At 57.1% G+C, this 23,625-nt stretch carries 14 protein-coding genes; 4 read left to right on the plus strand and 10 right to left on the minus strand.

Annotated elements, in window-relative coordinates:
• Positions 1–6 precede the first annotated feature (6 nt).
• Together nfuA and gntT are read left to right on the plus strand one after the other, a co-directional pair.
• A complete protein-coding gene (gene nfuA, locus AC2FAK_RS18130) occupies positions 7–582 on the plus strand; it encodes a Fe-S biogenesis protein NfuA (RefSeq protein WP_013099096.1) in 576 nt (191 codons plus the stop codon).
• A 388-nt stretch (positions 583–970) separates the two neighbouring features.
• Entirely contained in the window at positions 971–2,287 is a 1,317-nt protein-coding gene (gntT, locus tag AC2FAK_RS18135) for a gluconate transporter (protein WP_013099097.1), read from the plus strand.
• 111 nt (positions 2,288–2,398) lie between these two features.
• On the opposite strand, the gene malQ is transcribed toward gntT, so the two are convergent.
• Together malQ and malP are read right to left on the minus strand one after the other, a co-directional pair.
• Positions 2,399–4,477: a 4-alpha-glucanotransferase gene (gene malQ / locus AC2FAK_RS18140; protein ID WP_023619865.1), complete on the minus strand. Its 2,079-nt coding sequence runs from the start codon at positions 4,475–4,477 to the stop codon at positions 2,399–2,401.
• A gap of 9 nt (positions 4,478–4,486) precedes the next feature.
• A complete protein-coding gene (malP, locus tag AC2FAK_RS18145; protein ID WP_095455465.1) occupies positions 4,487–6,880 on the minus strand; it encodes a maltodextrin phosphorylase in 2,394 nt (797 codons plus the stop codon).
• 585 nt (positions 6,881–7,465) lie between these two features.
• Between malP and malT the strand changes: the two genes are divergently transcribed.
• Positions 7,466–10,171, plus strand: coding sequence for an HTH-type transcriptional regulator MalT (gene malT, locus AC2FAK_RS18150; protein WP_038420753.1), 2,706 nt, complete (start codon positions 7,466–7,468; stop codon positions 10,169–10,171).
• 97 nt (positions 10,172–10,268) lie between these two features.
• Here the strand turns inward: malT and AC2FAK_RS18155 are convergent, their stop codons facing one another.
• The 3 genes from AC2FAK_RS18155 to glpE are packed head-to-tail and all read right to left on the minus strand — an operon-like array spanning position 10,269 to position 12,254.
• On the minus strand, positions 10,269–11,027 hold the full coding sequence (locus tag AC2FAK_RS18155; protein ID WP_057072379.1) for a DeoR/GlpR family transcriptional regulator: 759 nt from the start codon (positions 11,025–11,027) through the stop codon (positions 10,269–10,271).
• A 16-nt stretch (positions 11,028–11,043) separates the two neighbouring features.
• On the minus strand, positions 11,044–11,874 hold the full coding sequence (glpG, locus tag AC2FAK_RS18160; protein ID WP_013099104.1) for a rhomboid family intramembrane serine protease GlpG: 831 nt from the start codon (positions 11,872–11,874) through the stop codon (positions 11,044–11,046).
• Positions 11,875–11,921: 47 nt separating this feature from the next.
• Positions 11,922–12,254: a thiosulfate sulfurtransferase GlpE gene (gene glpE, locus AC2FAK_RS18165; protein WP_014833569.1), complete on the minus strand. Its 333-nt coding sequence runs from the start codon at positions 12,252–12,254 to the stop codon at positions 11,922–11,924.
• A 306-nt stretch (positions 12,255–12,560) separates the two neighbouring features.
• Here glpE and glpD point away from each other — a divergent pair, with 306 nt between their 5' ends.
• Entirely contained in the window at positions 12,561–14,069 is a 1,509-nt protein-coding gene (gene glpD / locus AC2FAK_RS18170; protein WP_095455464.1) for a glycerol-3-phosphate dehydrogenase, read from the plus strand.
• 87 nt (positions 14,070–14,156) lie between these two features.
• Here glpD and glgP read toward each other — a convergent pair whose 3' ends face one another.
• Genes glgP through glgB form a run of 5 tightly spaced genes read right to left on the minus strand, consistent with a single transcriptional unit; the run spans position 14,157 to position 23,524 of the window.
• On the minus strand, positions 14,157–16,604 hold the full coding sequence (gene glgP / locus AC2FAK_RS18175) for a glycogen phosphorylase (protein WP_095455463.1): 2,448 nt from the start codon (positions 16,602–16,604) through the stop codon (positions 14,157–14,159).
• 18 nt (positions 16,605–16,622) lie between these two features.
• Positions 16,623–18,056, minus strand: a complete 1,434-nt coding sequence (gene glgA / locus AC2FAK_RS18180) for a glycogen synthase GlgA (RefSeq protein WP_013099109.1) — start codon at positions 18,054–18,056, stop codon at positions 16,623–16,625.
• Entirely contained in the window at positions 18,056–19,351 is a 1,296-nt protein-coding gene (gene glgC, locus AC2FAK_RS18185; protein ID WP_013099110.1) for a glucose-1-phosphate adenylyltransferase, read from the minus strand. Before glgC ends, glgA begins: the two co-directional genes overlap by 1 nt.
• Positions 19,344–21,341, minus strand: a complete 1,998-nt coding sequence (glgX, locus tag AC2FAK_RS18190; protein WP_095455462.1) for a glycogen debranching protein GlgX — start codon at positions 21,339–21,341, stop codon at positions 19,344–19,346. The genes glgC and glgX overlap by 8 nt, the downstream gene beginning before the upstream one ends.
• Positions 21,338–23,524 (minus strand): 1,4-alpha-glucan branching enzyme, encoded by a 2,187-nt coding sequence (gene glgB / locus AC2FAK_RS18195; RefSeq protein WP_095455461.1) that lies wholly within the window; start codon positions 23,522–23,524, stop codon positions 21,338–21,340. The genes glgX and glgB overlap by 4 nt, the downstream gene beginning before the upstream one ends.
• Positions 23,525–23,625: the final 101 nt, after the last annotated feature.

A 23,625-nucleotide genomic window follows, 5' to 3' on the forward strand; every position in this document is an offset into this window, starting at 1 on the left:
AAAGCTATGATCCGTATTTCCGATTCTGCACAAGCGCACTTTGCCAAACTGCTGGCAAATCAGGAAGAAGGGACGCAGATCCGCGTGTTTGTGATCAATCCAGGCACTCCGAATGCAGAATGTGGTGTCTCCTATTGTCCGCCAGACGCGGTGGAAGCAACTGACACTGCCCTTAAATTTGACCAGCTCACGGCATATGTTGATGAGCTGAGCGCGCCGTATCTTGAAGATGCGGAGATCGACTTCGTCACCGACCAGCTGGGCTCGCAGCTGACGCTGAAAGCGCCAAACGCCAAAATGCGTAAAGTATCTGACGATGCCCCGCTGATGGAGCGCGTAGAGTATCTGCTGCAATCCCAGATCAACCCGCAACTGGCCGGCCACGGTGGTCGCGTTTCCCTGATGGAAATCACCGACGAAGGCTACGCAATTCTGCAGTTTGGCGGCGGCTGTAACGGTTGTTCCATGGTCGATGTGACCCTGAAAGAAGGGATCGAGAAGCAACTGCTGAACGAGTTCCCGGAACTGAAAGGCGTGCGTGACCTGACCGAACACCAGCGCGGCGAGCACTCTTACTACTGATTCATTGCCCGTCTGTATTGCCCGGTGGCGCTGCGCTTACCGGGCCTACAAAAATAGTGCGGTCTGATGCCCTCACCCCGCCCTCTCCCACGGGAGAGGGTGAAAACATTAAAAACGGTAACCTTGCGGTTACCGTTTTGCGTTTACCTCCATATGTTGACCTGCGTCTCATAATTTAAATTTTGCCCTCCAGGGTGATTCTCAATCACGTCATGTTACCCGTATCATTCTCATGGGCACTAAACACACTCATAACAGCCGACTAAACTAAATAGTTTCCAAGGTATCAGTATTAGTGCCGTTAACCACTCTGTTCCCAGTTGGGACAACCGGAACGTGTCGTTGAAACAATGACGTTACCCATAACAATTCAAAGGCCAGGTAAATCATGCCATTAGTCATCGTTGCTATCGGTGTTGTGTTATTACTGCTCTTGATGATCCGTTTCAAAATGAACGGGTTTATCGCTCTGGTTCTGGTGGCACTTGCAGTCGGTCTGATGCAAGGGATGCCGCTGGTCAAAGTTATTAGCTCCATTAAAGCGGGTGTCGGCGGTACGCTCGGCAGCCTGGCGTTGATCATGGGCTTTGGCGCCATGCTCGGCAAAATGCTGGCGGACTGCGGTGGTGCACAGCGTATTGCCACCACGCTTATCGACAAATTTGGTAAGAAGAACATCCAGTGGGCAGTTGTGTTAACCGGTTTTACCGTCGGTTTCGCACTGTTCTATGAAGTGGGCTTCGTGCTGATGCTGCCGCTGGTCTTCACCATTGCGGCGGCGGCGAGCATTCCGCTGCTGTATGTCGGTGTGCCAATGGCAGCAGCGCTGTCCGTGACGCACGGCTTCCTGCCACCGCACCCGGGCCCAACCGCTATCGCCACCATTTTCCACGCCGATATGGGTAAAACCCTGCTGTTCGGTACGATTCTGGCCATCCCAACCGTGATTCTGGCAGGCCCTGTTTATGCCCGCTTCCTGAAAGGCATTGATAAGCCGATTCCGGAAGGTCTGTACAGCGCGAAAACCTTCACCGAAGAAGAAATGCCTGGCTTTGGCGTCAGCGTCTGGACCTCTCTGGTCCCGGTGATCCTGATGGCGATGCGCGCCGTGGCTGAGATGGTTCTGCCGAAAGGTCACGCGTTCCTGTCCGTTGCTGAGTTCCTCGGCGACCCGGTGATGGCCACGCTGATTGCGGTGTTGATCGCGATGTTCACCTTCGGCCTGAACCGCGGTCGTTCCATGGATCAGATCAACGACACGCTGACCTCTTCCATCAAAATCATTGCCATGATGCTGTTGATCATCGGCGGTGGCGGTGCGTTCAAGCAGGTTCTGGTCGATAGCGGTGTGGATAAATACATCGCGGCCATGATGCATGAAACCAACGTGTCGCCGCTTCTGATGGCCTGGTCTATCGCCGCAGTTCTGCGTATCGCGCTGGGTTCTGCAACCGTTGCGGCAATCACCGCGGGCGGTATCGTTGCGCCGCTGATTGCCACCACGGGCGTCAGCCCTGAGCTGATGGTTATTGCCGTCGGTTCCGGTAGCGTGATTTTCTCACACGTGAACGATCCGGGCTTCTGGCTGTTCAAGGAGTACTTCAACCTGACTATCGGTGAAACCATCAAGTCCTGGTCCGCGCTGGAAACCATTATTTCGGTGTGCGGTCTGGTCGGGGTGCTGCTGTTGAATATGGTGGTCTGATGCCATAAGTCGGGTGGCGGCTTCGCCTTACCCGACCTACTCGCTCCATGTAGGCCCGGTAAGCGTAGCGCCACAGGGCAATAAAAAACCCGCCACTGGCGGGTTTTTTTATCACTTCTTCGCGACTGCTTTTCGCCGCTTATCCAAATCCTTAATCAGCCTGTTCACCCCGTCATCAGCAAACATCGTCTCAAGCGTGGTGGATAACTTGCGGCGCCAGTTCTTGTACTGATAGCTGGTGCCCGGGATGTTCACCGGCTCCGCCATATCAATCCAGTCTTCCGGCTGCAGGCCCAGCAGGGCGCTGTTGCTGTCGGCAATGTAGCGCTGCAATCCGCGGTTGAGCGTCGGCGTCATCGACATCAGCGACGCTTTATGCCCGGCGCGTTTCGGCAGACAGCCGTGCTTATGCAGTGCATCCAGCAGACCCTGCTTCGCCAGCTCGCGATCCTGATACAGGCCGCGAAGGACATCTTCATCCGGATAGAGACCCAGGGTTTTACCGAGCGTCAGATCGCCGCTTTCCCAATAGCCACGAAGCGTAGGAAGGTCATGCGTCGTCGCGACTGCCATTGACTGTTCAGGGTACGCTTGCGGCGCGCGGAAGGTTTTCTCATGGTCGTTTTCAAAATAGAGCACTTTATAGGAGTAAACGCCGCTGTCGCGAAGCTTACTGACGATTTCTACCGGCACGGTACCGAGATCTTCGCCGATCACCATACACTGATGGCGCTTGCTTTCCAGCGCCAGGATCGACAGCAGATCGTCAACCGGATACTGAACATACGCCCCGTGATCGGCCGTCTCACCGTAGGGGATCCACCACAGGCGCAGCACGGACATCACGTGGTCGATACGCAGCGCGCCGCAGTTCTGCATGTTGGCGCGCAGCAGGTCGATAAACGGCTCGTAGGCACGCGCCGCCATCACGTGCGGATCCATCGGCGGCAGGCCCCAGTTCTGGCCGAGCGGGCCCAGAATATCCGGTGGTGCGCCTACGGAGGCCTTCAGGCAGTACAGCTCACGGTCACACCAGGTTTCCGCCCCGCCTTCTGCCACGCCAACGGCCAGGTCGCGATACAGACCGATCGGCATCTTATAGCCCTGGCTCACCTGCCAGCAGTCGGCAAACTGGCTGTACGCCAGCCACTGCAGCCACAGGTAGAAGTCCACTTCATCGGCGTATTTTTTACAGAACGCTTTGACTTCAGGCGTGTCGACGGATTGATACGCCTCCGGCCAGACCGGCCAGCCCCAGCGCATTTCGTCCTCTTTCACCTGATACGCATGCAGCGCATCGAACGCCGCCTGCCAGTAGAGGCTCTCGCCCTCCTGCGCCACAAACTGACGGAAGGCGGCCATCTCCTCGTCATCACGCTGAGAAAAGCCTTTCCACGCCAGACGCAGGGCAGCCATCTTCAGCGCCGTCACGGTGGAATAGTCCACCCAGTCTGCTTCGCGCGCCTGCTTCAGCGCCTGCTGAGTGGTGCTAAGTGCCCACCACGCCTGCGCTTCCGGGCTGTTTTTGAAATCGTCTAACGCATTCACGTCGATGTAAATCACGTTCAGCCAGCGACGGGACGACGGGCTGTACGGGCTGGCACTCTCCGGGTTAGCCGGATAGAGGGCGTGGATCGGGTTGAGGCCGATAAACGCGCCGCCGCGCTCCCCCACCGATGCCAGCATCTTTTTCAGGTCACCAAAATCGCCGATGCCCCAGTTGCTGTCAGAGCGCAGGGTGTAGAGTTGCACGCAGGCCCCCCACAGCTTTTTGCCTTCGAGCAACGCCTGCGGCTCATAACAACGTTTTGGCGCCACGATCAACCGGCAGTGAAAGCGCAGCTCGTCCTGGGTGAGCGTTAGGGTGTGGTAACCCTCCGGTAGCTTCGCCGGAAGGGTGAGTGCTTTGCCGCCGGTGGCGTGGCCTTTGTGCTGATGTCCCTCTTCGGTGGTCAGCAGCCAGGTAAACTCGCCGCGTCCTTCCACCGCCAGCGACATCTTTTTGCCCGCGGTGAAGACTTTAACGTTCGGTACCGGCGTGGCCGACGCTTTCGCGTCGGTTTTGTGCATGGCATCCAGCAAACGTCTTTTGGTGTCGGCGCCAATAGACTGTGGTTTGCCGTGAGCATTAATGTAACTGAGGCTGATCCCCGCCGCCTGCGCGGCACTGTCCAGACGTTTACTCTCCATCGCGCTTCCTTAGCGTTTTGCCTGCCAGATACGAGTCTGATAATCACGGATTGAACGGTCAGAGCTGAACATTCCGCAGCGGGCGGTGTTCAGAATGCACGCCCGGGTCCACGCTTCCTGGTCACGGTACAACACGTCGACCTGTTTTTGCGCTTCCAGGTAGGCCGTGAAGTCTGCCATCACCAGATACGGGTCGCCGCCGTGTTTGCCCATGCTGTGCAGCATCTGGTCAAACGCATGCTTATCGCCATCGCTGTATTTACCGCTTTCCAGCTCTTTCAGCACCGCATCCAGCACTTTGTCCTTCTTACGCCATTTCACCGGATCGTAGCCTTTGGCCTTGAGGGCTTTCACTTCTTCAACCGTATGACCAAAGATAAAGATGTTCTCTTCTCCAACCTTCTCGGCAATCTCTACGTTCGCACCGTCGAGCGTACCAACAGTCAGTGCACCGTTCAGCGCCAGCTTCATGTTGCCGGTACCGGACGCTTCTTTACCCGCGGTCGAGATCTGCTCGGAGATATCCGCCGCCGGGATTAGCATCTCTGCGGCAGAGACGCAGTAGTCCGGCAGGAACACCACTTTCAGCTTGTCGCCCACTTTCGGATCGTTGTTGATAGCCGCCGCCACTTTATTGATGGCGAGGATAATGTTTTTCGCCAGGTAGTAGCCTGGTGCCGCCTTCGCGCCGAACAGGAACACGCGCGGCACGCGGTCAGCGTGCGGGTTCTCGCGGATCTCTTTGTACAGCGCGAGGATATGCAGCAGGTTCAGGTGCTGACGTTTATATTCGTGCAGACGCTTAATCTGGATGTCGAAAATGGCGTTCGGGTTAATCTCGATCCCGGTACGCGCTTTCACAAACGCCGCCAGACGCACTTTGTTATCCCGCTTGATGGCGCGGTATTGTTCGCGGAACTTCGCGTCGTCCGCGTATTTTTCCAGGTTGATCAGCTGGTCCAGATCGTTGGCCCACTCTTTCTTCAGCGTTTTGTCCAGCAGACCGGCCAGCAGCGGGTTGCACTGTTTGATCCAGCGACGCGGCGTGATGCCGTTGGTCACGTTATGGAATTTGGTCGGCCACAGCTGGTGATATTCCGGGAACAGGTCTTTCACCACCAGATCCGAGTGCAGCGCCGCCACACCGTTCACCGCAAAGCCGCTCACCACGCACATATTTGCCATGCGCACCTGTTTGTCATGCACCACGGCCAGCTTCGCCCAGACCGCTTTGTTGCCCGGCCAGGTTTTATCCACCAGCGTTTTAAACTGGTCATTGATCTTGTTGATGATCTGCATATGGCGCGGCAGCAGCGTTTTCACCAGCTTCTCGTCCCAGCACTCCAGCGCTTCTGGCATCAGGGTGTGGTTGGTGTAAGCAAAGGTGCGGCTGGTGATCGCCCAGGCATCATCCCAGCTCAGCTGGTGCTCGTCGATCAGCACACGCAGCAGTTCAGGAATAGCGATGGTCGGGTGCGTGTCGTTAAGTTGAATCACTTCAAAGTCAGGCAGCTGTGCCAGCTTGCGGCCCGCCAGGTGGTGACGACGCAGAATATCCGCCACGGAGCAGGCGCACTGGAAGTACTGCTGCATCAGACGCAGTTTCTTGCCCGCCAGATGGTTGTCGTTCGGGTAGAGCACTTTGGTCAGCTTCTCGGCGTCGATGCCCTGCTGTTCAGCACGCAGGAAATCGCCGTCATTGAATTTGGTCAGGTTAAACGGATGCGCATGCTTCGCCTGCCACAGACGCAGCGGTTGCGCCACGCCGTTACGGTAACCCAGCACCGGCAGGTCCCAGGCTTCGCCGATAAACGTAAATGCCGGTTCCCAGAGACCCTGTTTTGATACTTTGCCGCCAATGTTCACCTGCACATCCAGCTGCGCGTTGTGGCGGAACCACGGGTAGGTGTTACGGTGCCAGTCGTCCGGCGCTTCCATCTGATGCCCGTCTGCAAATGACTGACGGAACAGACCGTATTGATAGTTCAGGCCGTAACCAATGGCCGACTGCCCAACCGTTGCCATCGAATCGAGGAAACAGGCCGCCAGACGTCCCAGACCACCGTTGCCCAGCGCCGGGTCAATCTCTTCTTCCAGCAGGTCGGTCAGGTTAATGTCGTGTTCTTTCAGCACATCCCCAACCTCCTGATACCAGCCGAGGTTCAGCAGGTTGTTGCCGGTCAGACGACCGATCAGGAATTCCATCGAGATATAGTTGACGTGGCGCTGACCTTTTACCGGTTTTGCCAGAGGTTGAGCATCCAGCTGCTCTGCGAGCGCACCGCTCACCGCCTGCCACCACTGGTGAGGCGTCATCTCGTTTGCAGCATGAAGGCCAAAACGCTGCCACTGACGCGTCAGGGCAGCCTGGAATTGAGCTTTGTTGAAGGTAGGCTGTGACATAGGGGATCGGCATCCTTTAGAAAGAAAACACAAGTTGGCGCTAGTGTGCCTGGCTCATTTCTCCTCTTCCTCCTCCCGCAGGGGATTAGGCAGGGAGGAGTAGCGGGGATGAGCATAAAAGTGTGATCGAGGCCACTCTGAGAGCATAGTCGGAGTGTGTCAGGAAGATAAAAAGATAACCGGGAAGCGTGTCAGGAAAATGAAATGCAGTTTCGGGTGAAATTAAAACGCGCTGAAATGATTACTTACGTAGAATAATATTTCTGCAACCGGGTCAGAACGAAGAAGATTATTAATTTCACTAAACTTTACCCCGCGTTTATTAAATTTGACGTCACTATACCTTTCTGAAACCAGTTTCAGCGCAGCCGCAGCACAGCCATACAAGCCAGCATTGACGCGGCATCACAGCCCTTTCCAGAAAGTTCCATCATCTGTCTGAATGTTTTGTGACAGAGTGCAAATTCAGAGCCACCAAAACCAGACATAACTTGCAATAGTTCTCTTTCTGGCCGACCTTATATCTATTAATTACGAAGCGCAAAAAAAATAAATTCTCTCGTTCCCCACAGTGAAGTGAAACCTATGTTGATTCCGTCTAAATTAAGTCGCCCGGTTCGTCTTGACCATACAGTGGTCCGCGAGCGTCTGTTGGCTAAACTTTCCGGCGCGCATAATTTCCGACTGGCGCTGGTTACGAGCCCTGCAGGTTATGGAAAAACAACGCTCATTTCGCAATGGGCCGCAGGTAAAAGCGATCTTGGCTGGTACTCCCTTGATGAGGGCGATAACCAGCAAGAACGTTTTGCCAGCTATCTGATTGCCGCCATTCAGCAGGCCACCAACGGGCACTGCGTGGCCAGCGAAGTGATGGTGCAAAAGCGCCAGTACGCCAGCCTGTCCTCCCTTTTCTCTCAGCTGTTTATTGAACTGGCCGAGTGGCATCGCCCGCTTTACGTGGTCATTGATGATTATCATCTGATCACTAACCCGGTGATCCATGAGTCCATGCGCTTCTTCCTGCGCCATCAGCCGGAAAACCTGACCCTGGTGGTGCTGTCGCGTAACCTGCCGCAGCTGGGCATTGCCAACCTGCGCGTGCGCGATCAACTGTTGGAAGTGGGTAGCCAACAGCTGGCCTTTACCCATCAGGAAGCCAAACAGTTCTTTGACTGCCGCCTGAACTCACCGATTGAGGCCGCTGAAAGCAGCCGCCTGTGCGACGATGTCGCCGGTTGGGCGACAGCGCTGCAGCTGATTGCCCTCTCCGCCCGGCAAAATAACAGCCCGACGCATCAGTCCGCGCGTCGCCTGGCGGGGATCAACGCCAGCCATCTTTCCGATTACCTGGTGGATGAGGTGCTGAACAGCGTCGATCCTTCGACCCGTCATTTCCTGCTGAAGAGCTCCCTGCTGCGTTCCATGAACGATGCGTTGATTGTGCGCGTGACCGGCTGCGAAAACGGTCAGCTGCAGCTTGAAGAGATTGAACGCCAGGGGCTGTTCCTGACGCGGATGGACGATCCCGGCGAATGGTTCAGCTATCACCCGCTGTTTGGCAGTTTCCTGCGCCAGCGTTGCCAGTGGGAGCTGGCGACTGAATTGCCGGACATCCACCGGGCTGCCGCTGAGAGCTGGATGGCGCAAGGCTTCCCGAGCGAGGCTATCCATCATGCGCTCGCCGCCGGTGATGCCGGCATGCTGCGCGATATCCTCCTCAACCACGCGTGGGGGTTGTTTAACCACAGCGAACTGACGCTGCTGGAAGAGTCGCTGAAAGCGTTGCCGTGGGAGAGCCTGCTGGAGAACCCGCGTCTGGTGCTGCTGCAGGCCTGGCTGATGCAGAGCCAGCACCGCTACAGCGAAGTGAATACCCTGCTGGCGCGTGCCGAGCAGGAGATGGAAAGCGATATGGATACCACCCTGCACGGCGAATTTAACGCCTTGCGGGCCCAGGTAGCAATCAACGATGGCGATCCGGAAGAAGCAGAGCGGCTGGCAATGGTCGCGCTGGATGAGCTGCCGCTGGCCAATTTCTACAGCCGCATTGTGGCGACGTCGGTACACGGCGAGGTACTGCACTGCAAGGGTGAGCTGACGCGCTCCCTGTCGCTGATGCAACAAACCGAACAGATGGCCCGCCGTCATGATGTCTGGCATTACGCGCTGTGGAGCCTGATCCAGCAAAGCGAAATTTTATTTGCTCAGGGGTTCCTGCAGGCGGCCTGGGAGAATCAGGAAAAGGCGTTCCAGCTTATTCGCGAACAGCATCTTGAACAGCTGCCAATGCACGAGTTCCTGTTGCGTATTCGCGCCCAGCTTCTGTGGGCGTGGTCGCGCCTGGATGAAGCAGAGAGCTGTGCCCGCCAGGGCGTAGAGGTGCTTTCCGGCTTCCAGCCGCAGCAGCAACTGCAGTGCCTGGCCCTGCTGGTGCAATGCTCGCTGGCGCGCGGGGATCTGGATAATGCCCGCAACCACCTGAACCGTCTGGAGAACCTGCTCGGCAATGGTCAGTATCACAGCGACTGGGTTTCGAACGCCGATAAGGTGCGGGTGATTTACTGGCAGATGACGGGTGATAAGAAATCCGCCGCCAACTGGCTGCGCCAGACGCCAAAACCTGAATTTGCAAATAACCACTTCCTGCAAAGTCAGTGGCGAAACATTGCCCGCGCGCAGATCCTGCTCGGTGAGTTTGAGCCGGCTGAGATTGTGCTGGAAGAGCTGAACGAGAACGCCCGCAGCCTGCGTCTGATGAGCGATCTCAACCGTAACCTGCTGCTGCTTAACCAGCTCTACTGGCAGGCCGGGCGTAAAAATGATGCCCAGCGCGTGCTGCTGGAGGCGTTGCAGCTGGCGAACCGTACCGGGTTTATCAGTCACTTTGTGATTGAGGGTGAAGTGATGGCTCAACAGCTGCGTCAGCTTATTCAGCTCAACACGCTGCCGGAGCTGGATCAGCACCGTGCCCAGCGTATCCTGCGCGAGATTAACCAGCACCATCGCCACAAGTTCGCCCACTTCGACGAGAACTTCGTTGAACGCCTGCTGAACCATCCGGAAGTGCCTGAACTTATTCGCACCAGCCCGCTGACGCAGCGCGAATGGCAGGTGCTGGGGCTTATCTATTCAGGCTACAGCAATGAGCAGATTGCCGGTGAGCTGGCGGTGGCGGCAACCACCATCAAAACGCATATCCGCAATCTGTATCAGAAGCTGGGCGTGGCGCACCGTCAGGATGCGGTGCAGCATGCGCAGCAGCTGTTGAAGATGATGGGGTACGGGGTGTAGGTTTGTGCGGGCTGATGCCCTCACCCCGGCCCTCTCCCACGGGGAGAGGGAGAACAATTTGTAGGTCGGGTAAGCGCAGCGCCACCCGACACAACCGTTAGCACAGTTCCAGCTGCAAATTATTATCTTTAATCACCTGCATCACGCCCGCCGGTGGCATCACATCGGTATAAACCGCATTTACCATGCTGATGCTGCCCATGTTGACCATCGCGTTACGGCCAAATTTGGAGTGGTCCACCACCAGCATCACGTGACGTGAGTTTTCAATGATCGCGCGCTTGGTGCGCACCTCGTGATAATCAAATTCCAGCAGTGAGCCGTCGCTGTCGATGCCGCTGATCCCCAGAATGCCGAAGTCGAGACGGAACTGAGAGATAAAATCGAGCGTCGCTTCACCAATGATGCCGCCGTCGCGGCTGCGCAGTTCGCCCCCGGCGAGGATGATGCGGAAATCATCTTTCTGCATCAGGGTATTGGCCACGTTCAGGTTGTTGGTCACGATGCGCAGGTTTTCGTGATCCAGCAGCGCATGGGCGACCGCTTCAGGCGTGGTGCCGATATCAATAAACAGCGTCGCCCCGTTGGGGATTTGGCTCGCCACTTTACGGGCAATGCGCTCTTTCTCTGCCGTCTGCGTGGCTTTGCGGTCATGCCACGAGGTGTTAACCGAACTGGACGGCAGCGCCGCCCCGCCGTGATGGCGCAAAATACGGTTTTGATCGGCAAGATCGTTCAGGTCGCGGCGGATGGTTTGTGGGCTGACGGCAAACTGTTCCACCAGCTCTTCGGTGCTGACGTATCCCTGTTTTTTTACCAGTTCGATAATGGCGTCATGACGTTGTGTTTGTTTCATGAAATATCCCTGGGAATTATGTTCGTTTTCGCGCATGGAGCGTGTCGGCAAACGCCATTGCCAGCCCGACGGCCAGCCCGGTGACGTGCGCACCATTGGCGATAGACATACCAAACAGATCAAACCATCCGGCAATTAGCCATATTAACGCAAAGGTTATCAATCCGCGCTGCAGATAGATGCCACTTTCGGGGTCGCGCTCCCCCCTGAGCCAGACATAGCCCATCAGGGCATACACCACGCCGGATAAACCACCGAACCACGGGCCGCTGAATTTATGCTGCACATAGCCGCTCAGCAGGGCGCTGATAAGGGTGATAACAATCAGCTTGCCGCTGCCCAGACGCTTCTCCACCGCGCCACCGAGATACCACCACCACAGCAGGTTAAAGAGAATATGCATCACCGAGAAGTGCATCAGCGCGTGGGTGAAATAGCGCCAGACGTCAAAATCGAGAGACGGGTCGTACGGCCACGCAAGCGCGATCATCACGCTCTGGTCACCCACCACGTTCATAATGATGAAGACGATAATGCAGGCCGCCATCAGCAGCAGCGTAAACGGACCTGCGCGCTCGCGAATGGTGGCAAGGAAGGGGAAGCGCCGATAGTGCAGTCCGCTCCCCGTCTGCCCCGACTGCCAGCTCGCGGCCAGATAGCGAGGGTCCCCGGGATTCTCAAGAAAGCGGGCCAGTTCCGCATTCACGCGATCGGCCTGGCTTTCATCCGCCAGCCAGACATCGGTTTTCGTGTGCTGCTGAACGGTCAGGATGATGCCCTGGGTTGCCATATAGTCGACAAACGCCTGGGCGACGCGCGGATTGGTAAAAGAGGTGATCATCAACATGGGCGGCGGTCGCTTATTTCCACACAAAAGGGGACAGTATAGCGGGATCAGCGCTCAAAAGCGTATTCCACTTCTGCCGGGAAATGACGATGCCATGCATCGAAACCGCCATCGACGCTGTAGACCGCATCATAGCCCTGCTGAATAAGGTATTGCGCCGCACCTTTGCTGCTGTTGCCGTGATAGCACATCACCATCACCGGCGTATCGAAGTCGTTATCGCGCATAAACGCGCCCAGCGTATCGTTGGTGAGGTGGAACGCACCCGGGGTGTGGCCCATCGCAAAACTCTGCGGATCGCGGATATCCACCAGCACCGCCGTTCCCTGGTGCATCTTCTGGTGGGCTTCTTCTACGTTAATACATTCAAACTGATCCATGGTGTTCTCTTTCGATTATTCAGATTTTATGCGGCTTGCTGACCCTCACCCCAGCCCTCTCCCTGAAAGGGAGAGGGAGCAAACCATTCCCTCGCCCCTCCGGGGAGAGGGTTAGGGTGAGGGGTGACGGAGAAAAGTTAGTCGCACTATTTTACCCCGTAGTGTACGTCCTGGCGGCGGGTAAACGCCATTATGTTATCCATATCACTCTAAATTGTTTTTTTGATGTTACCAAAAGCGCGTTCCTTTGCTATTATGAGCGATATCGAACATTTCTGAGCTTTAACGAAAGTGCGTGAGGGTGTTATGGAAACCAAAGATCTGATTGTGATAGGCGGTGGCATCAACGGTGCCGGTATTGCGGCAGACGCCGCAGGACGCGGATTATCCGTACTGATGCTGGAAGCTAACGACCTCGCCTGCGCGACGTCGTCCGCCAGCTCCAAACTGATTCACGGTGGCCTGCGCTACCTGGAACACTATGAATTCCGTCTGGTCAGTGAAGCGCTGGCCGAACGTGAAGTGCTGCTGAAGATGGCACCGCACCTGGCCATCCCGATGCGCTTCCGCCTGCCCCATCGCCCGCATCTGCGTCCGGCGTGGATGATTCGAATCGGTCTGTTTATGTACGATCATCTGGGTAAACGCACCAGCCTGCCGGGTTCAAACGGTTTGCGTTTTGGCTCAGAATCGGTCCTTAAGCCTGAAATCGTGCGCGGTTTCGAATATTCCGACTGCTGGGTGGACGATGCGCGTCTGGTGCTGGCTAACGCACAGATGGTTGAGAAGAAAGGCGGCGAAGTGAAAACCCGCACCCGCGCCACCGCTGCGCGCCGTGAAAACGGCCTGTGGCTCGTCGAAGCGGAAGACGTAGATACCGGCGAGAAGTTCAGCTGGAAAGCGCGCGGTCTGGTGAACGCCACCGGCCCATGGGTGAAACAGTTCTTCGACGAGGGGATGCATCTGCCATCTCCGTACGGTATCCGCCTGATCAAAGGCAGCCACATTGTGGTACCACGCGTGCACACCCAGAAGCAGGCCTACATTCTGCAGAACGAAGACAAGCGCATTGTGTTTGTGATCCCGTGGATGGACGAATTCTCCATCATCGGCACCACCGACGTGGAGTACAAAGGCGATCCGAAAAACGTCGAGATCGACGAGAGCGAAGTGAACTACCTGCTGAAGGTGTATAACGCGCACTTCAAGAAACAGCTGTCCCGTGATGACGTGGTCTGGACTTACTCCGGCGTGCGTCCGCTGTGCGATGACGAATCTGACTCACCGCAGGCGATTACCCGTGACTATACGCTCGATATTCACGACGTGGACGGTCAGGCACCGCTGCTCTCCGTGTTTGGCGGCAAGCTCACCACCTACCGTAAGCTGGCCGAGCACGCGCTGGAAAAACTGGCGCCGTACTACAAAGGCATTGGCCCGGCATGGACCAAAGGCGCGGTACTGCCTGGCGGTGATATCGGCGACAACCGCGATGATTACGCCGCGAAGCTGCGTCGTCGCTATCCGTTCATCACGGAAGGCATGGCACGTCACTATGCCCGTACCTACGGCAGCAACACGGAATTGATCCTGGGCGACGCGAAAGAGATTGCCGACCTGGGCGAACATTTTGGCCACGAGCTGTACGAAGCCGAACTGCGCTATCTGGTGGAACATGAGTGGGTTCGCCGTCTGGATGATGCCATCTGGCGTCGTACCAAAGAGGGTATGTGGCTGAATGCCGAACAGCAGTCGCGTGTGGCGCAGTGGTTGCTGCAGCATGCGGGGAAGCGTGAGCTGTCGTTGGCGTCGTGATGTAAAAAAGCCGGGTGGCGGCTCCGCTTTACCCGGCCTACTCGATCCCGTAGGGATCGGTAAGCGCAGCGCCACCGGGCTTTGTTTTTACAACCGCACCGGATCAATATGCCAGATATTCTCGGCATACTCCTTAATGGTCCTGTCGGACGAGAAATACCCCATATTGGCGATGTTATGCATCGCGACGCAGGTCCACTTCTCCTGCTGACGATAAAGCTCGTCCACCCTGTCCTGACAATCCACGTAGCTGCGGTAATCCGCCAGCACCTGATAGTGGTCGCCAAAGTTAATCAGCGAATCCACCAGGTCCCGATAGCGCCCTGGCTCGTCTGGGCTAAACACCCCGGTGGCGATTTGCGTCAGCACCTGACGTAACTCCTCATCCTCTTCGTAATACTCACGCGGCGAGTAGCCTTTCTTGCGCAGCGCCTCCACCTCTTCCGTGGTATTCCCGAAGATAAAGATATTTTCCGCCCCCACGTGCTCCAGCATTTCGACATTGGCCCCGTCCAGCGTGCCGATGGTCAGCGCGCCGTTAAGGGCAAACTTCATGTTACTGGTGCCGGACGCTTCCGTCCCGGCGGTGGAGATCTGCTCAGAGAGATCGGCCGCCGGAATGATCAGCTGCGCCAGGCTGACGCTGTAGTTAGGAAAAAAGACCACCTTCAGCTTGTCGCCGATATCCGGATCGTTGTTGACCACCTTCGCCACATCATTGATGAGGTGAATGATGTGCTTCGCCATGTAGTAAGCGGACGCCGCCTTACCGGCAAAGATCTTCACACGCGGCACCCACTCCGCCGTCGGATCGGCCTTGATGCGGTTATAGTGGGTGATCACATGCAGCACGTTCATCAGCTGGCGCTTGTACTCATGAATACGCTTGATCTGTACGTCGAACAGCGCTTTCGGGTTCGCCACCACGTTCAGATGTAACGCCAGCCAGACTGACAGACGTTTCTTGTTCAGCAGCTTGGCTTCTCGTACGGCTTTGTTCACCGCCGGAAAATCAATGTGCTGTTCAAGCTCGCTCAGCTGGCTGAGATCGGTTCGCCAGGTGCGGCCAATGTGCTCATCCAGCACCTCAGAAAGCGGCTGGTTTGCCAGCGCCAGCCAGCGACGCGGCGTGACGCCATTGGTCACGTTGCAGAAACGCGTCGGGAAGATCTTCGCAAAGTCCGCAAACAGCGACTGGACCATCAGGTTCGAGTGCAGCTCTGAAACCCCGTTCACCTTGTGGCTGATCACCACCGCCAGCCAGGCCATGCGTACGCGACGACCGTTCGATTCATCAATGATAGAAGCGCGGCTCAGCAGGCCGGTATCGTTCGGATACTGCTCCTGCAGCGTCTTGAGGAAGTAGTCATTAATTTCAAAGATGATCTGCAGGTGGCGCGGCAAAATTTTGCCGAGCATATCCACCGGCCAGGTTTCCAGCGCTTCGCTCATCAACGTGTGGTTAGTGTAAGAGAAGACCTGACAGGTCACCTCAAACGCATCGTCCCAGCTGAACTTATGCTCGTCGATAAGCAGACGCATCAGCTCCGGGATCGACAGCACCGGATGGGTATCGTTGAGGTGAATGGCGGTTTTTTCCGCCAGATTGGCGTAGGTCTTGTGCAGCTGATAGTGACGGCTGAGGATATCCTGAATCGTCGCGGAGACGAGGAAATACTCCTGACGCAGGCGCAGCTCGCGCCCGGAATAGGTCGAGTCGTCCGGGTAGAGCACGCGGGAGACGTTCTCGGAGTGGTTTTTATCTTCCACCGCCGCGAAGTAGTCGCCCTGGTTAAATTTACCCAGGTTAATCTCGCTACTGGCCTGCGCGTTCCACAGACGCAGCGTATTGGTCGCATCGGTGTCGTAGCCCGGGACAATCTGGTCATAGGCGACGGCAAGGATCTCTTCGGTTTCCACCCAGCGGGACTTTTTCCCTTCCTGCTGAATACGTCCGCCAAACCGCACCTTATAGCGTGTATTGTGTCGTTTAAACTCCCACGGGTTGCCGTATTCCAGCCAGTAGTCCGGGGACTCTTTCTGACGTCCGTCCACGATGTTCTGCTTGAACATCCCGTAGTCGTAGCGAATGCCGTAGCCACGCCCCGGCAGGGCCAGCGTCGCCAGCGAATCGAGGAAGCAGGCGGCAAGTCGCCCCAGGCCACCGTTACCGAGCCCCGGGTCGTTCTCTTCGTCAATCAGCTCTTCTAAGTCCAGCCCCATCTCTTCCAGCGCGGTTTTAACGTCATCGTAAATACCGAGCGATAACAGCGCGTTAGAGAGGGTGCGGCCAATCAAAAATTCCATCGACAGGTAGTAAACCTGACGTGTTTCCTGCGACAGCTGGGCGCGGTTGGAGCGCAGCCAGCGTTCAACCATGCGGTCACGCACCGCAAACAGGGTGGCGTTGAGCCACTCGTGTTTGTTGGCGATGACCGGATCTTTCCCGATGGTAAACATCAGCTTATAGGCGATAGAGTGCTTCAACGCCTCAACGCTGAGCGTGGGGGAAGAGTAGCTAAAAGGAGCGTTCATATCAGTAACTTCGCCTCGTTACATCAAGCGTTGATAGAGATCGCGGTATGACTGCGCCGCAACGTGCCAGCTAAAGTCCATGGACATCGCCTGACGTTGAACGTAACGCCACAGCGACGGACGGGACCACAAGACGAAAGCACGCCGAATCGCCCGAAGCAGCGACCAGGCATTACTGTCCTCAAAGACAAACCCGCTGGCGATACCGTCCGCCAGGTTTTCCAGTGAGCTGTCAGATACCGTATCCGCCAGCCCGCCCGTGCGTCGCACCAGCGGCAGGGTGCCGTACTTCAGGCCGTAGAGCTGCGTCAGGCCGCAAGGTTCGAAACGGCTCGGCACCAGAATGACGTCCGCGCCGCCCATGATCCGGTGCGAGAACGCTTCGTGATAGCCAATCTGCACGCCCACCTGCCCCGGGTGTTCCGCCGCTGCCGCCAGGAATCCTTCCTGCAATACCGGGTCGCCCGCGCCGAGCAGCGCCAGCTGTCCGCCCTGCTCCAGCAGACCCGGCAGGGCCTCCAGCACCAGGTCCAGCCCTTTCTGGCTGGTCAGACGGCTCACCACCGCAAACAGCGGCACTTTGTCGTTGACCTTCAGCCCCATCGCAATTTGTAACTGGCGTTTGTTTTCCGCTTTGTCTTCCACGGAATCACGGCCATAGCGGGCCGCGAGCAGCAGGTCGGTCTCCGGGTTCCAGATCTGTTCATCGACACCGTTAAGGATCCCCGACAAACGCCCTTCACGATGGCGCTGACGGAGCAACCCTTCCAGGCCGTAGCCGAACTCCGGCTGCGTAATTTCACGGGCGTAGGTCGGGCTCACGGCCGTGATGTGGTCGGCATAGTAAAGCCCGGCCTTCAGGAACGAGATCTGCCCGTTAAACTCCAGCCCGTGCATGTTATAGAACGACCATGGCAGATCGATGTCATTCATGTGATGGGCGTAGTACATGCCCTGATACGCCAGGTTATGCACCGTAAAGACCGATTTCGCCGGATGGCCGCGCGCCGCCAGATATGCCGGAGCGAGCCCCGCGTGCCAGTCGTGTGCGTGGACAATGTCCGGGCGCCAGAACGGATCCAGCCCTACCGCCATTTCAGCCCCAACCCAGCCGAGCAGCGCAAAACGCAGCACGTTGTCGGTATAGGCAAACAGGTTCGTATCGTGATACGGGCTACCTGGTCGGTCATATAGGTGCGGCGCGTCGATCAGGTAGATGCCCACGCCATTGTAATGTCCATACAACAGGGTAATGCGTCCGGCGAAGGTGTCACGACGCGTCACCACCTTTGCATCGGGAATGCCGCGCCGGATATCCGGGAAGGCAGGCAGCAGGACTCGGGTATCGACTCCGCCAGCGATTTGCGCCGCGGGTAATGCACCAAGAACATCCGCCAGGCCGCCCGTTTTTAACAACGGGAACATCTCAGAACATACGTGTAAAACCTGCATCATCGCTCCTGTTTGATCTGCAGCTTCCGCAACATTTCCCGTGTGACTAACACGATCCCCTCTTCAGAACGGTAGAAGCGACGTGCATCTTCTTCCGCGTTTTCACCAATCACCATTCCTTCAGGAATGACGCAGGCACGGTCGATCACGCAGCGACGCAGACGACACGAACGCCCGACCCAGACATCCGGCAGCAGCACCGCCGAATCGATATTACAGAATGAGTTTATACGCACGCGCGGGAACAGCACCGACTGCACCACCACCGAGCCGGAGATAATGCACCCGCCAGAGACCAGCGAGTTCAGCGTCATGCCGTGGCTGCCGGAGCGGTCCTGAACGAATTTCGCTGGCGGCAGGGATTCCATATGGGTACGGATCGGCCAGTTCTGGTCGTACATATCCAGCTCAGGCGTGACGGAGGCCAGATCGAGGTTGGCTTTCCAGTACGCTTCCAGGGTTCCCACATCGCGCCAGTAAGGTTCCGCATTCGGATCTGACTGCACGCAGGACAGCGGGAAAGGATGTGCATAGGCCATGCCAGCTTTGGTAATTTTCGGAATGATGTCTTTACCGAAGTCGTGGCTGGAGTGTTCGTCTTTGTCGTCTTCTTCCAGCAGCTCATAAAGGTAATCTGCATCAAAGACATAGATCCCCATGCTGGCGAGCGATTTGGTGTCATCTCCCGGCATGGTTGGTGGGTTGGCCGGTTTTTCAACGAAGTCGATAATTTTATCGTCCGCGTCCACGTGCATCACGCCAAACGCCGTCGCCTCGGCAACGGGCACCGGCAGACACGCCACGGTGCAGCGCGCCCCTTTCTCGACGTGGTCGATGAGCATGTGGGAGTAGTCTTGCTTGTAGATGTGGTCCCCGGCGAGGATCACGATGTACTCCGCGTTGTAGCGGCGAATGATATCGAGGTTCTGGGTCACCGCATCAGCGGTGCCGCGGTACCAGTTTTCACCGTGAACACGCTGCTGGGCAGGCAGGAGATCGACAAACTCATTCATCTCTTCGCTGAAGAACGACCAGCCGCGCTGAATATGCTGCACCAGGGTGTGCGACTGATACTGCGTAATGACGCCAATGCGGCGAATACCTGAGTTCAGGCAGTTGGACAGTGCAAAATCGATAATTCGGAACTTACCACCAAAGTGAACAGCCGGCTTGGCGCGCTTGATGGTCAAATCTTTAAGACGGGTTCCGCGCCCGCCAGCGAGGATCAGGGCAACCGTTTTTAAGGGGAGCTGGCGTGCCAACATTAAGGGATCGTTCTTCTCTAATCTAACCATGACTAACTCCTTTTTTATCATCTTGGAATACGCACACTCCGTGCGCAGGCCCGTGCCAGACAGCCATTACTACCGGATTATCCGCTCCGGCAAAGGGGGGAACGGCGCGCCATTCCCCGTCAGGTAAAACAATCTCAGCGACGTCATCCGTCGCGTTCAGCGTAACCAGCCAGCGATCCGAAAGCAGGATCTGCAGGCGCGGTACGCCGTGTTGCCACTCTTGCGCGCTTAACGGTTGCGCGTCTTTATTCAGCCAGCGAACGTTGCCGTCGCCCTCCTCCCACCAGCGGTTGGCGGTGAGCGCGGGGATCTGCTGACGAAGGTAGATTAGCGCCGCGGTAAAGTGGATCAGGCCGCTGTTCGCTTCTCCCCAGTCGAGCCAGGTTAAGGTGTTGTCCTGGCAATAGGCGTTGTTGTTACCGTGCTGGCTGTGGCCATGTTCATCCCCTGCCAGCAGCATCGGCGTGCCCTGCGACAACAAAAGCGTCGTCAGCAGCGCATGCACGCTGGCGCGTCGCCGCTCAATAACATCCAGACTTCCGCCTAACCCTTCTATACCATGATTAAAGCTATGGTTATTGTTAGTGCCATCGCGATTCTCCTCGCCATTTGCCTCATTGTGTTTCTGATTGAAACAAACGCAGTCCCGGAGCGTAAAACCATCATGCGCGGTCACCAGGTTGACGGTGGCAGACGGTCGTTTGCCATCACGTTTAAACAGATCGCTGGAAGCGGCAAAGCGTCCGGCGAACTCCCCCAGCGACAGGCTTCTCTCCAGCCAGAAGCGGCGTACGGCATCGCGATAGTGGTCGTTCCATTCGGCAAACAGCGGCGGGAAGTTCCCCACCTGGTAGCCGCCTTCACCAATGTCCCACGGCTCGGCAATCAGCTTCACCCGCGAGAGCACCGGGCAGTTTTTGATCGCCTCAAACAGCGGCGCCTGCTGGCTGAACCCCGGTGTGCGGCCCATTACCGGCGCCAGGTCAAAACGAAAACCGTCGACGTGGAATGTTTCCACCCAATATTTCAGGCATTCATACGCAAAATGCGTCACCGCCGGATGGCTGAGGTTGAGCGTGTTACCGCAACCGGTCCAGTTGTGGTAATCACCATCCTCTCTGATCCAATAATAGCTACGGTTATCAATTCCGCGCATGGAGAGCGTCGGACCGTCAAGATCGCTTTCCGCGCTGTGGTTCAGCACCACGTCCAGAATCACTTCGATACCGGCCGCATGAAGCGCTTTCACCGCATCACGAAACTCGTCCCGCGCCTTGTCCGGGTGGGCGGCGTAGCGGGGGTCGAGCGCAAACATCGCCAGCGGGTTATAGCCCCAGTAGTTGCTCAGCCCCAGTCGCTGCAGGCGAGGCTCGCTGGCGAAATGGGCGATGGGCAACAACTCCAGCGCGGTGATCCCGAGATGTTTCAGATAGGCGATCATGGTCGGATGGCCGAGCGCCTTATAGGTGCCGCGCATCTCTTTGGGAATAGACGGATGGAGATAGGTCAGCCCTTTTACATGGGCCTCGTAAATCACGGTGTTGCCCCACGGCGTGCCCGGCGGGGCATCGTCTTCCCAGTCGTAGCGATCGCCCACCACCACGCTTTTTGGGGCTACGTGGGCGCTGTCGCGGTGGTCGGGTTCCCCGTAGCCGACGTGGAAAATTGGGTCGTCTTTAAACTCGCCTTCCACGCGGTGGGCGCAGGGGTCAATCAGCAGCTTTGCCGGGTTAAACCAGTGCCCCTGAGCAGGCGCCCAGGGGCCGTGAACGCGAAAACCGTAATGCATCCCTGGCCGCCCACCGGCCAGGTAGCCGTGCCAGGTATCCCCGGTGCGCGCCGGTAAATCGTAACGATGTTCGTTACCTTCCCCATCAAACACACAGAGTTCGACCCGCTCCGCGTGAGCAGAAAAGAGGGTGAAATTCACACCCTTTCCGTCAAAGCTCGCCCCGAGCGGTTCGGGTTTACCTGCCGTAAGCTGCGTCATTCGCCCTCCCGCACCAGCCAGATGGTACCGAGCGGCGGCAGCGTCAGGCTCAGGGAGTTGGGGCGCCCGTGGCTTTCGATGGCATCACTCTGGACCAGTCCGCCGTTACCGGCGTTACTGCCGTGGTAATGCATGGAATCGGTGTTGAGGATTTCGCGCCATTTACCGGCCTGATTAATGCCAAAGCGGTAATGATGACGTGGAACCGGCGTAAAGTTGCTGGCAACGATAATCTCGTTGCCCGCTTTATCCCGGCGCACAAAGACAAACACCGAGCGTTCGTTGTCGTCCACCACCAGCCACTCAAAACCGTACGGATCGAAGTCCAGCTCGTGCAGTGCTTTATGGTGGCGGTAGGTCAGGTTCAGATCGCGGACCAACCGCTGCACGCCGTGGTGCCAGTTGTCAGCGCCCTCCAGCAGATGCCAGTCGAGGCTGGTATCGTGGTTCCACTCGCGCCCCTGGGCGAACTCGTTGCCCATAAACAGCAGTTTTTTGCCCGGGAAGGCGAACATCCAGCCGTAGTAGGCGCGCAGGTTGGCAAACTTCTGCCACGCGTCGCCCGGCATGCGGTCGAGAATGGATTTTTTACCGTGCACCACTTCATCGTGCGACAGCGGCAGCATGAAGTTTTCGGTGTAGTTGTAGAGCAGCCCGAAGGTAAGCTTATCGTGATGATACTGACGATAAACCGGGTCGAGCTTCATGTAATCGAGCGTGTCGTGCATCCAGCCCAGGTTCCACTTGTACCAGAAGCCCAGGCCACCCATTGACGGCGGACGGGAAACGCCCGGGAAGTCGGTGGACTCTTCCGCCATCGTCACCGCGCCCTCGACCTGCTCGCCAATAATGCGGTTGGTGTTGCGCAGAAACTCAATCGCTTCCAGGTTCTCGCGACCGCCATACTCGTTCGGGATCCACTCGCCCTCTTTGCGGCTATAGTCGCGATAGATCATCGACGCCACCGCATCCACGCGCAGGGCATCAATGCCGAAACGCTCGATCCAGTAAAGCGCGTTCCCGACCAGATAGTTCGCGACTTCACGACGACCGTAGTTGTAGATCAGCGTATTCCAGTCCTGGTGATAGCCTTCGCGCGGGTCGCTGTGCTCGTACAGTTTTGTGCCGTCGAACTCGGCCAGCGCAAAATCATCCGACGGGAAGTGACCCGGCACCCAGTCAAGAATGACGTTCAGCCCGGCGGCGTGTGCGGCATCAACGAAATAGCGGAAGTCGTCGCGCGTGCCAAAGCGGCGCGTCGGTGCGTATAACCCGGTGGGCTGATAGCCCCAGCTTCCGTCGAACGGGTGCTCGTTAACCGGCAGCAGCTCCAGATGGGTAAAGCCCATCCATTTGGCGTACGGTACCAGCTGGTCAGCCAGCTCACGATAGCTCAGCCAGAAATTGTCATCGGTGTGGCGACGCCAGGAGCCGAGATGCACCTCATAAACGGAGATTGGCGCGTCGAAGCGGTTAGCCTGCTTGCGCTCTTCCGTCTGGACCACCTTCTCCGGCAGGCCGCAAATAAGCGAGGCAGTATTCGGGCGCAGCTCCGCTTCAAAGGCGTACGGGTCAGCCTTAATGCGCAGCTTGCCGTTGGCATCGATCATCTCAAATTTATAGAGCTGACCGTTATGCGCGCCGGGGATGAACAGCTCCCAGATGCCGGTTTCCCGACGCAGGCGCATGGGGTGACGACGACCGTCCCAGTAGTTGAACTGCCCGACGACGGAGACGCGCTGGGCGTTTGGCGCCCACACGGCAAACCGCGTGCCGGTAATACCATCCATGGTATCCGCATGGGCACCCAGCGTTTCATAAGGCCGCAGATGGGTGCCTTCGGACAGCAGCCAGGCATCCATCTCTTTTAAGAGCGGGCCAAAGCTATAGGGATCGTCAATCAGGTTTTGCTGACCGTGCCAGATGACGGCAAGCTGATAACGAAAGGGGTTTTTACGACGGGGCATGACGCCCGAGAAGAAGCCACGTGAGTCGAGGCATTCCAGATTACCCACCTTGCGGCCGGTTTTGGGTTCGATGACCCACACTTCTGTGGCATCCGGTAACAGCGCGCGAACTTCCAGCCCGGCCTCTGTACGGTGCATCCCTAGCACAGAAAAGGGGTCGGCAAAATGACCCGCAATAAGCGCATTAATCACGTCTCTCGAAATACGATCGGACATGGTATTCATCCTGTTTTTTTATGTCGCCCTTTTTATTCGCTCCGGGACGACTTTTAATGTGACCTAAACGGTGCAGCTCATCCTCTCTGCTCCGTCCTACC

This window comes from Enterobacter cloacae complex sp. 394F7, assembly GCF_057320385.1.